This is a genomic window from Rhizomicrobium palustre (genome assembly GCF_011761565.1).
GTDB lineage: Bacteria > Pseudomonadota > Alphaproteobacteria > Micropepsales > Micropepsaceae > Rhizomicrobium > Rhizomicrobium palustre.
Window position 1 is genome coordinate 1,347,017 of sequence record NZ_JAASRM010000001.1, and the last position, 14,827, is coordinate 1,361,843.

The window sequence follows — 14,827 nt, forward strand, 5'->3', positions numbered from 1 at the left end:
CCGACTTATTCCGGGTAACGGTTAGCGTTCCGTTAGGCATTATAACGCGGCTTTAGCCAAAGCTGTTTCACATCAGGCCAGTTTCACCGGGTTTCCATTTACCTTTGAGCCCGCCTATTGGGTCACGCGCAGGGCGCCGATCTGACCGACAATTGTGGCGAAGGCCGAGATGATCTGGCTGGAGGTCGTGAGGGTGAAGTACTTGCTCTTGTCGCTGGCACAGCCCTGCAGCGGAGCCGAGCTTCCCGAACCGCCATTGATGTTCACAAACAGCGTGTAGATGATGATGCCATCCGCCTTGGCATTGCTGCAGGCGAGCGCGAGACGGCCATCCACATCCGAGGAGACGTCGTAGCCATTGCCCGACCAGCGGTTCTGGGTGTTGAGACCGTCAGAGAGAAGGATCATCACGCGCTGAGTGCCGGTGGGCATGACGGGCGGATTGAGCGGCGCCCCCTGGGTCATGGATTGCCAACCCCACACCATGCCGATGGTCTGATTGGTGGAGCCGTTGGGCTGCATGGAATCCACTTTGCTGGACAAGGCGTTCCAATCATAGCCAAGCGGTAGAATGGTGGCTGTCGGACAGCTCGGCGTATTTTCCGCGACGAACAGGCTGGTAGGATCAGATATCGTCGGTGTGGTGTTTCTGACATCCACCGCCTGCCCGTTCGGCTTGGCGGAGCCGCCACGATCCGTGACACATCCGGTCCAGGTCGAATGGGGATTGGCTTTCCAGGTATGGGTGTAGCCCCACCAGCCGGAAGAATCGAAACAGCCGTTCCAGTAATGCCCGGTAACGGTCAGCGAGGGGCAGATATAGCCGCTATAGCTTCCCCAATACGGGATCGCGTTCGTGTCGGATGCACCATTGGACGGGCCGGAGGTGCAGTGATAGCCCTCGTCATAGTCCTGCCAGGGGCAACCGCCACCGGGGCCGATGCTGTTGGACGGAGTTGGCGGGGCCGCATCGAAATCCGAAAAACTGAGCCAACTGGCGTTGCTATACCCCGTACCGATATTCACATCGCGCGCGAAGGGAATAATCGAGACCTGCACATCGCCAGGGTTGGACGCGCTCGCCTTCAAGGTGTCGAGCAATTGATGCGCCGCGGTTTTCAAGGCCGCCATTTTGGACAGGCCAGTGGAATCGGTATCGGCCATCGAGCCCGTGTTATCCAGCACCAGCGACACCCACAGCTTGGCAGTGCCAGCCCATGCCACCGTGCTCGAGGCGCTGACCGGAAGCGAGCTGACGCCAACAATCTTGAGCATGGTGGTCGGCATGACATCGCTGGTTGTCACGGTGACCGAGGAACTTGAAATCGAGACTGAGACCGCGGCGGGCGTGCCGTAGCTGGGATCGATTTTGTAATTGGCGTTGAAATACTGCTGCGCCAGCGTATTTGCGTCGCTTTGCGAAATGTTTTTCTTGCCGCCCACGGCCAGGGCAGCCACATCCAACGCCTCGTTCATGGCCGCGCGCACCATGGTCGCCCGCGCATAATCGAGGCTTGCGCCAATCGCGAGACACAGCGGCACCAGCGACACCGCGAAAATCACCGCGACATTGCCGCGGCGATCTTGCGTGAACGCTTTCAGACGGGCCCACAAAGCGCGCAAACCCAAGAACTCCCCCAAATATCGGCGGAGCATGATGGGGTATCCGTAAAAGGTGCGTTTTTATTTCAGTATATTTTGGGAGATTTGCGCCAAGACGTTAATCCGGTAGTTAGATTAACGTAGAATTCAGCAAAGTATGTGCTTTTGCTTCTGAGATGACGCGGTGCGGACTTTAATGGCGCGCGTCCCGCATTTTGCGGATGGGGAAGCATGCCGATACGGGCTAAGGCGCGTTTTGGGGGGATGAAGCGGCGGGCCATGCGCCTTTGCCTTTCCTTCCTGCGTGCGCGCAAGGCCTCTGCGGCCATCGAGTTCGCCTTTGTGGCACCGATCTTTTTCCTGTTCCTGATGGCGACGATTGAAACAGGCATCATCTTCCTTGGCGGTTTCGTGCTGCAAAACGCAACCAATAGCGCGGCCAGACAGATTCGCACCGGCCAAGTCGCGCTCGGCGGCGTTTCCCAAAGCCAGTTCCGTCAGATGATCTGCGATGGCACTGCGCCACTGCTCGACTGCGACAGCAACCTGCAAATCGATGTGGAGACTTTCGCAAGTTTCGCATCCGCCAACATTACGAACCCAGTGGTCAACGGCAAACTGAACCCGGCGCTCAGTAATTGGCAGACCGGCAGCGTCTGCAGCATCGTACTGGTGCGCGCGTTCTATACCTATAACGTCGCCACCCCGCTTTTGACGCCCTTCCTTGTCAACATCAATTCAACGCAGCACCTGCTCTCTGCGGCGGTCGCCTTCCGCACCGAGCCCTACTCGACGGCGGTCGCGGGATGCTGAAACTCTTCGCCCGCTTCGCCAAGAATCACGACGGCCTCGCCGCGCTGGAATTCGCGCTGATCGCACCGCTGATGATTGTGCTGTTTTATGGCGCGGTGGAGCTTTCCACCGCCATCGACTGCAAATCGCGCGTCAACCGCGTCGGCTTCACAGTGGCCGATCTTGTCGCGCAATCAAGCGCGGTGAGCAGCGCCGACACGACCAATGTGTTCAACTGCGCCAATGCCATTCTCTACCCCTATGCCTCTGGCAACGCGAAGATCATTGTCTCGAGCCTGGTGGATAACGGCAAAGGCGGCGCTACCGTGGCGTGGAGCGATGCCCAGAACACCTCGGCACGCTCAAAAGGCACGACCATGACGGTGCCGGCAGGGCTGATCACCAGCGGTTCAGGTGGCAGCGTGATCTATGGCGAGATCAGCTACAGCTTCACCGCTCCCATCACGTATTTTCTGGGCGGACCAATTACCCTGACTTCGAGCTTTTATGCCAAGCCGCGGCGCTCCACGACCGTGACACACACCTGATTACAAAACGCCAGGGCGCGGCCTGATCAGGCCTTCTTGCACGACCGACGCCACCAGCCTTCCATCACGGCTATAGAGTGTTCCGCGATTGAAGCCACGCGCACCCGAGGCCGAGGGGCTATCCTGTACTAAGAGCAGCCATTCATCGGCGCGGAAAGGGCGATGAAACCACATCGCGTGGTCGAGGCTGGCGAGCTGTACCTTATCGTCATACCAGCCAATGCCATGCGGACAGAGCGAGGTGCCGATGATCGAAAGATCGGAGGCGAAGGCGAGCATGGCACGGTGTAGCGCCGGGTCTTCCGGCACATCGCCTGCCGCCCGGATCCACAGCATCTCCTGTGGCGGGCGCGGCGCGGGATCAAAATAGGGCCTGGGATCAATCGGCCGCGTCTCGATAGGGCGCGGGCGAAACACCCACGCGCAAAGTTCCGGCGGGATTCGATCCTGAGGGATGCGGGCACGCAGCTCGTTATCGCCCTCGAGAGTTTCAGGCGCTGGAACCTCGGGCATGGGCAGGGCATGTTCCAAGCCCGGCTCCTCGCGCTGAAAAGAGGCCTCCAAGGTGAAAATCGGGCGACCATGCTGAATGGCGACAACGCGCCGCGAGGTGAAGCTAGCGCCATCGCGGCAACGCTCGACTTCATAGAGGATCGGAATCTTCGGATCGCCTGGGCGCAGGAAGTAGGCATGCAGCGAATGACACAGCCGCTCTTCCACCGTGCGCGAGGCCGCAATCAGGGCCTGGCCCAGCACCTGACCGCCAAAGACACGCTGAACGCGGTCCTTGGGGCTGACGCCACGAAAGATGTTCTCTTCGATTTTCTCGAGGTCGAGAAGGTCGAGCACTTCCTTGATCGGCGCATTCATGGCATCGAATTAAGCTCGCCTGAGGGCCCTGCGCAAGCAGGGGAATAATATCGGCTATTCCCCTTTGCTCCCGTTCCCTCTAAGTAACGCGGCTTGTCTGGGCCCCGGGGCTCCATCAAAGAAGAACATGGCTAACCAACTGCTCGAACGCGCCGCGCACCAGCGGCCCGCCACAACCAAAAGAGGTGCTCTAGAGCGCCTTTTTACCCTTATGTTTCAAGGGTTTGTCTATAACCAAATCTGGGAAGACCCGGATGTGGATTTGGCGGCGCTGGATCTGAAACCCCACCACCGGATGCTGACCATCGCTTCGGGTGGGTGCAACGTCCTGAATTATATGGCGGCGAATCCCGGCCGAATCATCGCGGTCGACCTCAATCCGAATCACGTCGCGCTGACCAAGCTGAAGCTTGCGGCCCTCAAGAACCTGCCCGATTACGAAACTTTCTTCCGTTTCTTCGGCAAGGCCAATGAGAAGGCCAACCGCGCCGCCTATGACCGCTATGTCAAGGATACGCTGGACGAAGAGACGCGGCGGTACTGGGATAAGCACATCCCGCTGCATGGCCGCCGCATCAACATGTTCGCGCGCAATCTCTACCGTTACGGGCTTTTGGGCCGTTTCATCGGCATTCTGCACGTAGTCGCCAAGCTGCATGGCAAGCGGCTGGAAGAGATGCTGGACGCCAAGACGCCAGAAGAGCAACGCGTTCAGTTCGATAAGTTGATCGCGCCGCTGTTCGATAACAAATCGATCCGGCTGATCTCCAAAAGCCCGGTTTCGCTTTACGCGCTTGGCATTCCGCCAGCCCAGTATGACGAGCTTGCCGGAGATGAGGCCAATATCCTGACCGTTTTGCGCGAGCGCGTAGAACGCTTAGCCTGCGATTTCCCCATCCACGAGAATTATTTTGCCTGGCAGGCCTTCGCCCGCAGCTATGACGTGGATCATCGCGAAGCGGTGCCCGCCTATCTGCGCGAAGATGTCTACAGCAGCATTCGCGGCATGACGGAGAAGGTTGAGGTCAATCACGCCTCGCTGACCGACTTCCTCAAGCGTCAGGATGCCGGCTCCCTGCACCGCTATGTGCTGCTCGATAGCCAGGATTGGATGAGCCCAGCCCAAGCCAGTGCTTTGTGGGCCGAAATCGATCGCACCGCCGACCGCAAGGATGGGCGCGTGATCTTCCGCACGGCGGGGCCGGACAGCATTCTGCCCAAGAAGCTCCCGCCGGAGCTTTTAGCGCCTTGGGAATATCTGGAAGAGGAAAGCAAAGCCTTCCACGCCAAGGACCGTTCGTCCATTTATGGCGGGTTCCACGTCTATGTCCGAAAAGGCTGAACAAGAAACAGCGGGCGGTCACGCCGAACTGATGGACCGGATCTACCGGCATCAGCGCTATATCTATGATCTGACGCGGAAATATTATCTCTTCGGGCGCGACAAGCTGATTGCTGAGATGCGCCTAGGCCCCAAGGCGCGCGTGGTGGAGATCGGTTGCGGGACTGCGCGCAATCTGGTCCGAATCGCCCGGCGCTATCCCGACGCGGAGCTCTTCGGCCTGGATGCCAGCCAGGAAATGCTGAAAAGCGCTGAGGAAACGATTCGCAGAGCCGGACTGTCACGGCGCATCACCCTCGCCCATGGCTATGCCGAGCACCTCAGCCCGGCCATGTTTTCCCAAAGCGAAGGGTTCGACGCCTGCCTCTTCTCCTACAGCCTGTCCATGATCCCGGATTGGAAAGCTTCCATTCGCGCCGCTGAAGCCAATCTGAAGCCAGGCGGCAAAATCCATGCGGTGGATTTCGCAGATCTGACCGGACTTGGAAGACTCGGCCAAGCGGCGATGCTGTTTTGGCTAAGGCTTTTCCATGTCGCCCCGCGCGTGGAGTTGCTGCAGGCCTTGCAAGACCAAGAAGGCGCCAATTTCCGTCTTCTGCCCGGGCGCTATGCCTTTCTGCTCAGCGCAGAGCGGCTCAAGATTTGAGCTTCTTGATGCCGGTTGTGGCCTAAGCGGCACAGATCTGGCCAAACGGCCCTGCGCCTACCGGATTACCTCTTCAGCATCGAACCACAATGTCCTTCGCGCGTATTTGCAGGCGCGCGGCTGATGGCTGGGCGGGAAGAGCGGAAGGACAGAATATCGTGATCTGAAGCGTTAACTTTGCCCAATATTCGAGAACCGCAAAATACATATGCGTTCATCAATTTGGGTTCTTAACAAGTGCGTCGCAATTTGATGAAGATTGTGGGACAAGAGGGCTTGATGTCGGCTCGCTCCACCGCATTTCCACCATATCTTGCGAGAAAACACGCGAAATACGCATTGTGATTGTACCGCCACAGTCAATGATTAATACAATATCAGGCGAGCAAAGGCATGGAATTACGGAAGACGAGAGGGCATATTTGCACTGCCTATGACCTAAGGAGGTCATGGGCTGGAAAGGCAAACTCACTGCCTTCGCAATTAGGGGATTTCAGATGAAGCTTCGTACTCTGGCGCTGACAGGCGCCGCCGTACTGGCGATCGCAGTGCCCGCCGCGGCAAGCGATACGACCGGATGGTACGTCAGTCTCGGCGCTGGTTGGGACAAGTCTGCTGATTACACAACTACCGTAACGACGCCTTTCACCGGTCTGGTGGCTGGCTCAAACAAGACGCCCTACTCGCTCTCGGCGGAAGATGGCTTCCTGATCGCAGGCGCGGTTGGCTACAAGTTTGCTGACAAGCTGCGTGTCGAAAACGAAATCGGTTTCCAGCAGAACCACGTCAACGGTAATTTCGCTGGCCAGACCTATTTCAACGGCACCACGCAGAAGTGGACCGACTTCGTGAACGTGGTCTATGACCACCAGTTCGCGGATAAGTGGACGTTCAGCTTCGGTGGCGGTATCGGCGCTGGCCGCATCGCCACGAGCTACAAGAACGCCTCGGCCCAGTTCTTCAAGCGCACCGATGTGCACTTCGCTCTGCAGGCGATTGCCGAGTTGGATTATGACCTTAACGCTGACACCCAGATTGGCGTCGGCTATCGTTATCGTCATTTCACCGGCGATATCGACGGCAGCTGCGGCACGGGCTGCACGCTCAGCGGCGATGCTCCGAACGAGCATGTTGCTATGTTCAGCATCCGCTACTTCCTGACGCCGCCGCCGCCCCCGCCGCCGCCGCCGCCGCCTCCCCCGCCGCCGCCGCCTCCTCCCCCGCCGCCGCCGCCGCCGGTTAAGACGTTCATCGTCTTCTTCGACTTCAACAAGTCGAACCTGACCTCGGCTGCTCAGGCGGTGGTGACCGAAGCGGTCACGACGGCGAAGAAGAACGGCTTCGTGAAGGTGCAGATCGTCGGCCACACCGACACCGTCGGCTCCGACAAGTACAACATGAAGCTCTCGGTCTCCCGCGCGCAAAGCGTAAAGGACGAGATGGTGCGCCAGGGCCTCGACGGCACGGGCATTGCCATCCAGGGCAAGGGCTTCCACGACCTGCTGGTTCCGACCGGCCCGGGCGTGCGCGAGCCGCAGAACCGCCGCGCCACCATCGATCTGGGTAACTGATCGAAGGTTCCGCGAGGACAATGTTGAGGGCGGGTCGCAAGACCCGCCCTTTTCGTTTGCGGGGCGCCTAGTTGGTTGCGCGGTGTCGATTGCGATGAGCCAGGCACAAAAAAGCCCGGGGCGAACCCGGGCTTTTCAGCCGTTTAGCTGGAACTTACCCTAGTGGCCTGAGCCAGGCGCTGGCGCGGTCACCGTGGGGCCCTGCGGCGCAGTGCTGGGGCTTCCTTCCGCAGCGGGAGCTGTGCCCGCCAGGCGGACGGGATTAGGGCTCGGAATGATCCCGAAAGCCTTGGCGCCCTTCAGGGTGACGGCGACCTGCAATTCGCAGCGTGACACCCCGCCCGAGAGCTCGGCGACGGGAACATCGGCAACGAAATCCGCCAGCTCCATTTTCGTGGGGCCTAAGGCCGCGGCAGCCACCAAGGTCGCCTCTTGGCAGAAATCATCGTGATTGCGGGTACGGCGCAGCTCGGCCTTGGCGGCCAGCTCGGTCTTGAACAGGTTGTAGGCCTTATCCCCCTGCTTGGCGCCCATGACGCGGCCAAACATCTTCAGCATCAGCTTGTCGGAAATCTGCAGATCCCTGGAAAACCGGGTTTGGAACGCATTGTAGTTGTCACGGGCCGCATCACCGCAGGTGAGCGCCGCATCCATGAGTTGCTGCTGGATTGCCGTGGTCTGCATGGCCGAAACCTCGGCCGGATCGGCACATTTGCCGGAAACCGCCTTGGCCTTGGGCGCCGCCCCCGCAGCCACGAACATTACGGCGAAACAGACGCCCGCCACCCCCAGGGTCTTGATCTTCATACCATCCTCAAAAACCAAAAAGCGGGCGGAGCCTATCACCGCCGGTGCGGTAGGGGTCAATCTTTCCCCGCCGCCTCGCAAGGACAAATTTGCGCTCCCTGCGGCTCCTTTGCCGCAAGCCTGGGGCGGGAGGGCGCGCGCCGTCCTTTCCTTGAGCGCCAAGGGCCTGTATTGCTCCGCCCCGCTCTCTGCGGAGCCGCTCTATAAGGAGAATGCCATGACCTACAAAGTCGCCGTGGTCGGTGCGACCGGCAATGTCGGCCGCGAAATGCTGAGCGTTCTGGCCGAACGCCAGTTTCCCGCCAGCGAAGTCGTGGCGCTCGCCTCCACCCGCTCCACGGGCCGCGAAGTCTCCTTCGGTGACAAGGTGCTGAAGGTGCACGCCCTCGACTATTACGACTTCAAGGGCACCGATCTCGTGCTGATGAGCGCGGGCGGCAAGGTTTCCAAGGAATGGGCGCCCAAGATCGCCCAGCACGTGCCTTTCATCATCGACAACTCGTCGACTTGGCGCATGGACCGCGACGTGCCGCTGATTGTGCCGGAAGTGAATGCGAGCGTGCTCGACGCCGGGATCAAGAAAGGCATCATCGCCAACCCCAATTGCTCCACCGCGCAGCTCGTGGTGGCATTGAAGCCCCTGCATGACGAAGCCACCATCAAGCGCGTGGTCGTCTCCACCTATCAATCCGTTTCGGGGGCAGGTCACGAGGCGATGGACGAGCTTTTCCGTCAGACCCGCGCCGTGTTCGTGGCCGATCCGATCGAGGTTGAGCGCTTCCCCAAGCAGATCGCCTTCAACGTGATCCCGCATATCGATGAATTCCTCGATTCCGGCTATACCAAGGAAGAGTGGAAGATGATGGTCGAGGTGCAGAAGATCCTTGATCCGGATATCCAAGTGACGGCGACGGCGGTGCGCGTGCCCGTGTTCATCGGTCATTCCGAGAGCGTGACGGTCGAATTCGAAAAGCCGATTACCGCCCAGCGCGCCCGCGCCATCCTGCGTGAGGCCCCTGGCTGCCTTGTGATCGATAAGCACGAGGATGGCGGTTATATCACCCCGGTGGAATGTGCCGGCGAAGACGCCACCTTCATTAGCCGCATCCGCAAGGACCCGACGGTGGAGCATGGGCTGTCGCTGTGGGTGGTCTCCGATAATCTGCGCAAAGGCGCCGCGCTGAACGCGGTGCAGATCGCCGAATGCCTGATCAATCGCAAGCTTCTGGAAGACTGAGTGACGTGAGGGGGACATTGGCTAATATCCGGCCGCGCCGCAGCGTCCTCTATATGCCTGGCTCCAATGCCAGAGCGCTGGAGAAGGCGCGCAGCCTGAAAGCGGATGCGCTCATTCTCGACCTCGAGGACGCGGTGGCGCCCGAGGCCAAAATCTTGGCGCGCGAGCAGGTCTGCGCGGCGATCCGCAAGGGCTTCGGCAAGCGCGAGGTGGTGGTGCGCGTCAACCCGCTCGACAGCGAATGGGGACACGCGGATGTGGCGGCCATCGCGGCGGCCAAACCGGATGCGATCTTGATTCCGAAAGTATCGTCGCCCGATCACATCGCGGCCGTGGCGCGGGAGCTTTCGCCGGAAGATCATTCCACCGCCTTATGGGCGATGATCGAAACCCCGCGCGGGGTGGTGAACCTGCCTGCCATCGCGGCAGCGGGCGAGCCGCTGCAAGCCCTGGTGCTGGGCACCAACGACCTCATCAAGGAGCTTGGCGCCACGGTGATGAAGGACCGCGCCAACCTGCTTCATGTGCTGGGGCAGATCGTGCTCGCGGCACGGGCCTTTGGGCTTTCTGTCATCGATGGGGTGTATAACGATATCAGCGACGCCGACGGCTTCGCATTTTCCTGCTTCCAGGCGCGACAATTCGGGTTTGACGGCAAGACGGTGATCCACCCCAACCAGATCGAGACCTGCAACCTCTCCTTCTCGCCCTCGATGGATGAGATCGATGCGGCCATGCGCATTGTCGCCGCCTTCAGCAAGCCTGAAAATTTAGGCAAGGGCGCGATCAAGCTCGACGGGCGCATGGTGGAAAAGCTGCACGCCGATGCGGCCCGCCGCACCCTTGCCCTCGCGGAGGCGATCGCCGGGTTATGAGTGTTGCCGCGCGCTATCGCTCTCTCGTCGCCGAAGGGCATATCCGCTTCGACGCGGGCCAGGAAGAAGCCGCTTTAAAGCTCGACACCCTCGCCGATGCGCTTACCTCTTATAAGCCGGGCCTTCTCGGAGCGCTGTTCGGGCGCAAGGAGGCACCGCGCGGGCTATATCTTTGGGGCGATGTGGGCCGGGGCAAATCCATGCTGATGGATTTGTTCTATGGCGAGCTTGCCATCGAAGAGAAGCGGCGGGTGCATTTCAACCTCTTCATGGCCGGCGTGCACCAGATGCTGCACAAGTTGCGCGCCGACGAGACGGTTGCCGATCCCCTGCCGCTGGTGGCCGACAAGCTGCAGCAGCGCGTGCTCTGCTTCGACGAGTTTCAAGTGGAAGACGTGGCCGATGCCATGATCCTGGGCCGCCTCTTCGAGCAGCTTCTGGCGCGCGGCACGGTGATCGTCGCCACCTCCAATACCCCGCCGGAGCGGCTTTATATGGGCGGGCTTAACCGCCAGCTTTTTTTGCCCTTCATCGGATTGATCCAGGCGCGGATGGAAGTGGTCGAGCTCTTAGGCGAGGATCACCGCCGCGATTTCGCGGGCAGCCGCTATTGCGTGGGCCCGGATGGCCCCGCCGCGATGGACCGGGTGTGGCGGGCGCTGGGCGGGGAATATGAGCATATGCGCACCCTCTCGGTCTTGGGCCGCGCCCTCACCATTCCCAGGGCGGTGGAAACGGCAGCACGCTTCACCTTTGCCGAGCTATGCGAGGCACCTTTAGGGCCGGCCGATTACCTTGCCATCGCTGGGGCTTTTCAGACCTTGGTGATCGACGCCATCCCGGTTTTGACCGAGCGCAACTCCGCCAAGCGCTTCACCACCTTGATCGACGCGCTTTATGACGCCAAATGCGGGCTTTATTGCGCCGCGGCGGCGGAGCCCGACGCGCTTTACCCCGAGGGCGGCGAATCTTTCCAAAGAACAATCTCCCGCCTTCTGGAAATGCGCAGCGATACCTATATTGAGCGGGCAACCCTTTAACCCGCCGCTGCCATGTTCTGGAATATCTACAGCGTCAGCCTGACCATTCTCGCCGCGGTGGCGCTGTATTGGCTGGGTCCCAAGGTCATTGCCGCCTTCCGCCGCTTTGACGACGAGAACCGCGCCCGCATCGAAAATGAGCGGGCCGACCGGCGCGATGCCGCCGCCCATATCCGCCACACGCTGGGGGTCGCTTCCGAGCAGGTGGAAGACATCCTGGAAGTGGCCGAAAGCGATCCGCGCACGGGCATGATGGTGACACGTTATATCTTCGAAGGGGTGCGCTATGGCTCGCGCGCCGAGGCCGAAAACATCCGTGCGCAGAAGATCGGCGATATCGCGCGCGGCTTTTATCGCGAATTACCCGCAGCGCTCGCGGCGCGCAGAAGCGGTGAAAGGCTGGGCTAAAAGCTTTAGCTGGGGCCAAAAAGGCTAAGGATTAGTCCGTATCCGTACTAGCCCGTAGTAAGCGGTGTCGCGCGTCCAAAAGTTTTGCGTACAAACGAAAGAAGCGCGCATTTGCGCCACTTTTCCGCCACGCTGCGCGCGGGGCACCCGCAAGAGGCGTAGCTGAGCCAACGGACCGCTCTGGTAAGTTTATACGGCTTTTCAACAAATCGGCGCCAACCCTACCCGCAATGAAAGAACCCGCGATAGTGCGGGGAACGCGGGATGAGCGTCCATGAACTTCAAAGACCTTTCCGTCAGCAAGAAGCTGACCGGCGTATTCGCCCTGGTGCTAGCCGTGACGGTAGCGCTGGGTCTGTTCGCGCAGTACAGCCTTTCGAATGTGAACAAGGTTGCTGATGACGTCGCCTTCAATTGGATGCCATCCGTCAAGGCGCTCGGCAAATACGAATATGCCGTTACGCGCTATCGCGCCGTTCAAAACAACGCCTTGCGGACCATGTCCGATGAACAGCGGCAAGCCTTGGACGCACGCTTCCAAAAAACAATAACTCAAATTGAAAGTACCTGGGCAGCGTACAAGCCACTTATCACACCGGGTGAGGAGCAACGGCTTGCAGCAAACATTGAAGCCGCGAAGGCCGCTTATGACACCATGCAGGCCAAGGGCATGGAGATCGTCAAAACCCAAGGCGATGATGCCGCGCTTAAGTTTCTTGCTGGCGAATCTCGCACCAGTTTTGATGCCCTCATTAATGCCATAGATGCTGACGTCGATTTTAATGATCGCATGAGCAAGCAGGTAGCCGAGGCCGGAAAAGCAGCCTATGCCACTGCCCGCATCTGGATCTTTATCGCGCTCGGCCTTGCCGCACTTCTTTGTGCCGCCTCCGGTTATGTGCTGGTGCAGGCCATTTCCAAGCCGCTCGGCAACATGACCGATGCGATGGGTGAGCTGGCTCGCGGCAACCTCAACACCCACGTGCCGCATAGCGATCAGCAGGATGAAATCGGCAAGCTCGCCGAAGCAATGACGAGCTTCAAGAACCAGCTCCATGCCGCCGAACAGGCCAAGGAAGAGCAGACGCAGATCATCGTCTCCTCTATCGGCACGGGGCTTGAGCATCTGGCGAAGGGCGATCTCACGCATCGCGTTTCGGCCAACCTGACCGGCGCCTTCGCCAAGCTGAAGGGCGACTTCAATGAAGCCATGGAGCGCTTGCAGGACACGGTGAAGAACGTCCTTGGCTCGACACATCAGATAGCCAACAACGCCAACGAAATCTCTACCGCCGCCGACGATCTTTCCCGCCGCACGGAACAACAGGCCGCCAGCCTGGAAGAAACCGCCGCCGCGCTGGAAGAAATCACCGCCACGGTGAAGAAGACTGCGAGCAATGCCAAGGAAGCCAGCCACAGCGTGGCCGGTGCCAAGGATGCCGCCGAGAATGGCGGGCGTGTTGTGGAAACCGCGGTCAAGGCGATGGACGCGATCGCGCAATCCTCCAAGCAGATCACCGACATCATCGGCGTGATCGACGAGATCGCCTTCCAGACCAACCTTCTCGCCTTGAACGCGGGTGTCGAAGCGGCACGCGCGGGTGAAGCGGGCAAGGGCTTCGCGGTCGTGGCCTCTGAAGTGCGTGCCCTGGCACAGCGCTCCTCGGAAGCGGCCAAGGAGATCAAGGCGCTCATCAACACCTCGAGCGAGCATGTCGGCAGCGGCGTGAAGTATGTCGGCGAAACCGGCCAGGCCTTGAAGCGCATTGTCGATCAGGTGCTGCAGATCAACAGCCTGGTCAACGAAATGGCGCAGGCCGCCGAGCAGCAATCCACCGGTATCGAGCAGGTGAGCTCCGCCGTTGGTCAGATGGATCAGGTCACCCAGCAGAACGCCGCGATGGTGGAAGAATCCACCGCCGCCTCGCGCAATCTTGCCGGCGAAACCAAGGTCCTGACCGAACTGGTCGGCTTCTTCTCCGTCGGCGATATGCAGTACGGCACCCCGGTCGCGACGACGCCGCGCCATATGCCTCAGCCCGCCATGCGACGCCCGGCCGCCAAGCCGATGCCACGCATGGCCGCAGCCGGCGGCGGACGCGCCGCGCCGGCCACCAAGGCCGCGCCTGCGGGCGGCGAAGACTGGGCCGAGTTCTAAGCTATAAGGGGCGGCAACGCGCCGCCCCATCTTTCTTGCGCCGGAAAGCGCATTACCTTCGAGGAGAACGCCGGTGAGTGATCATCAGCAAACCGCCGACAGCCGCCAATACATTACCTTTTTCGCCAACGGCCAGGAATTCGCCGCCGACATCATGGCGATCCGCGAAATTCGCGGCTGGACCGATACCACCGCCCTGCCGCATGTGCCGCATTATGTGCGCGGCGTGATCAATCTGCGCGGCATTGTGCTGCCGGTGATCGATCTTAAAGCCAAGCTGGGTCTCGGGCTAACCGAAGCCTCGCCCAAGAACGTCATCATCGTGGTGTCTTGGGATAATCACACCACGGGTGTTCTGGTTGATGCGGTCTCCGATATCGTGACGGTTCGCAGCAGCGATATTCAACCCCCGCCGGATATCATGGATGCGACGCAAGACAGCTATGTCGACGGCATCGCAGTCCTGGACGGACGCATGGTGACGCTGCTGGCCACCTCGCATTTGATGGCGATGACAGAAAACGCGGCAGCTACAGCGGCGATAGAAGCCGCTTAATCCCGCCCCGACACCACTATCGGGGAAAAACAGCCCAGGATGAGGCGCTTGGCATCGAAAGGCGGATTGCCGGCGCTCTCCATCCTGGGATCCTGATGCATCTTTTCTTCCGCGATGTTGAGGCTCTCCTTATCGGGCCATATCTGCCAGGAGAAGACGATCTTCTCCCCCGCGGCGGCGGCGACGGCTTTGCGGAAGTCGGTGTGCACCCCGTCCGGTACGAAATCTTCCAGACACTCGACGATTTCGAGACAGCCATATTCTCGGAAAAAGGCGGCGCTGTTTTGCGCCCAGGCACGATAGGCCTCCAGCTTGTCTTCGGGCACAGGAATGACGAGGCCACAGACATACATGCCAATCCTCCACGATAAGAAG

Annotated in this window: 15 protein-coding genes; 11 read left to right on the forward strand and 4 right to left on the reverse strand. The window is 60.2% G+C overall.

Going from position 1 to position 14,827, the window contains the following annotated elements:
• Positions 1-114: 114 nt before the first annotated feature.
• A complete protein-coding gene (locus FHS83_RS06040) occupies positions 115-1,656 on the reverse strand; it encodes a pilus assembly protein (RefSeq protein ID WP_167081873.1) in 1,542 nt (513 codons plus the stop codon).
• 225 nt (positions 1,657-1,881) lie between these two features.
• On the opposite strand from FHS83_RS06040, the gene FHS83_RS06045 reads away from it, so the two are divergent.
• Positions 1,882-2,415: a TadE/TadG family type IV pilus assembly protein gene (locus FHS83_RS06045; protein WP_167081875.1), complete on the forward strand. Its 534-nt coding sequence runs from the start codon at positions 1,882-1,884 to the stop codon at positions 2,413-2,415.
• A complete protein-coding gene (locus FHS83_RS06050; protein ID WP_167081877.1) occupies positions 2,409-2,942 on the forward strand; it encodes a TadE/TadG family type IV pilus assembly protein in 534 nt (177 codons plus the stop codon). Before FHS83_RS06045 ends, FHS83_RS06050 begins: the two co-directional genes overlap by 7 nt.
• On the opposite strand, the gene tesB is transcribed toward FHS83_RS06050, so the two are convergent.
• Complete coding sequence (gene tesB, locus FHS83_RS06055; RefSeq protein ID WP_167081879.1) at positions 2,943-3,812, reverse strand: acyl-CoA thioesterase II; 870 nt, start codon at positions 3,810-3,812, stop codon at positions 2,943-2,945.
• Between the two features lie 211 nt (positions 3,813-4,023).
• Here tesB and FHS83_RS06060 point away from each other — a divergent pair, with 211 nt between their 5' ends.
• The 3 genes from FHS83_RS06060 to FHS83_RS06070 all read left to right on the forward strand — a co-directional run bounded on the left by FHS83_RS06060 (position 4,024) and on the right by FHS83_RS06070 (position 7,371).
• A complete protein-coding gene (locus tag FHS83_RS06060; RefSeq protein WP_208414248.1) occupies positions 4,024-5,154 on the forward strand; it encodes a BtaA family protein in 1,131 nt (376 codons plus the stop codon).
• Positions 5,138-5,800, forward strand: a complete 663-nt coding sequence (locus FHS83_RS06065; protein ID WP_167081883.1) for a class I SAM-dependent methyltransferase — start codon at positions 5,138-5,140, stop codon at positions 5,798-5,800. Before FHS83_RS06060 ends, FHS83_RS06065 begins: the two co-directional genes overlap by 17 nt.
• A gap of 497 nt (positions 5,801-6,297) precedes the next feature.
• Entirely contained in the window at positions 6,298-7,371 is a 1,074-nt protein-coding gene (locus FHS83_RS06070) for an OmpA family protein (RefSeq protein ID WP_167081885.1), read from the forward strand.
• 159 nt (positions 7,372-7,530) lie between these two features.
• Here the strand turns inward: FHS83_RS06070 and FHS83_RS06075 are convergent, their stop codons facing one another.
• The gene (locus tag FHS83_RS06075) at positions 7,531-8,178 is read right to left on the reverse strand and encodes a hypothetical protein (protein WP_167081887.1); all 648 of its coding nucleotides are present in this window, start codon (positions 8,176-8,178) and stop codon (positions 7,531-7,533) included.
• 217 nt (positions 8,179-8,395) lie between these two features.
• Between FHS83_RS06075 and FHS83_RS06080 the strand changes: the two genes are divergently transcribed.
• The 6 genes from FHS83_RS06080 (at position 8,396) to FHS83_RS06105 (ending at position 14,452) form a co-directional block, all read left to right on the forward strand.
• Positions 8,396-9,415, forward strand: a complete 1,020-nt coding sequence (locus tag FHS83_RS06080) for an aspartate-semialdehyde dehydrogenase (RefSeq protein ID WP_167081889.1) — start codon at positions 8,396-8,398, stop codon at positions 9,413-9,415.
• A 17-nt stretch (positions 9,416-9,432) separates the two neighbouring features.
• On the forward strand, positions 9,433-10,290 hold the full coding sequence (locus FHS83_RS06085) for an HpcH/HpaI aldolase/citrate lyase family protein (RefSeq protein ID WP_243846190.1): 858 nt from the start codon (positions 9,433-9,435) through the stop codon (positions 10,288-10,290).
• Positions 10,287-11,330: a cell division protein ZapE gene (gene zapE, locus FHS83_RS06090; protein WP_167081892.1), complete on the forward strand. Its 1,044-nt coding sequence runs from the start codon at positions 10,287-10,289 to the stop codon at positions 11,328-11,330. Before FHS83_RS06085 ends, zapE begins: the two co-directional genes overlap by 4 nt.
• 12 nt (positions 11,331-11,342) lie before the next feature.
• A complete protein-coding gene (locus FHS83_RS06095) occupies positions 11,343-11,738 on the forward strand; it encodes a hypothetical protein (RefSeq protein WP_167081894.1) in 396 nt (131 codons plus the stop codon).
• Positions 11,739-12,012: 274 nt separating this feature from the next.
• Positions 12,013-13,896: a methyl-accepting chemotaxis protein gene (locus tag FHS83_RS06100; protein ID WP_167081896.1), complete on the forward strand. Its 1,884-nt coding sequence runs from the start codon at positions 12,013-12,015 to the stop codon at positions 13,894-13,896.
• A 73-nt stretch (positions 13,897-13,969) separates the two neighbouring features.
• Complete coding sequence (locus FHS83_RS06105) at positions 13,970-14,452, forward strand: chemotaxis protein CheW (protein ID WP_167081898.1); 483 nt, start codon at positions 13,970-13,972, stop codon at positions 14,450-14,452.
• On the opposite strand, the gene FHS83_RS06110 is transcribed toward FHS83_RS06105, so the two are convergent.
• Positions 14,449-14,805 carry a DUF1428 domain-containing protein gene (locus FHS83_RS06110; protein ID WP_167081900.1) on the reverse strand — a complete coding sequence of 119 codons (357 nt, stop codon included), beginning with the start codon at positions 14,803-14,805 and terminating at the stop codon, positions 14,449-14,451. The genes FHS83_RS06105 and FHS83_RS06110 overlap by 4 nt on opposite strands.
• Between the last annotated feature and the right edge of the window lie 22 nt (positions 14,806-14,827).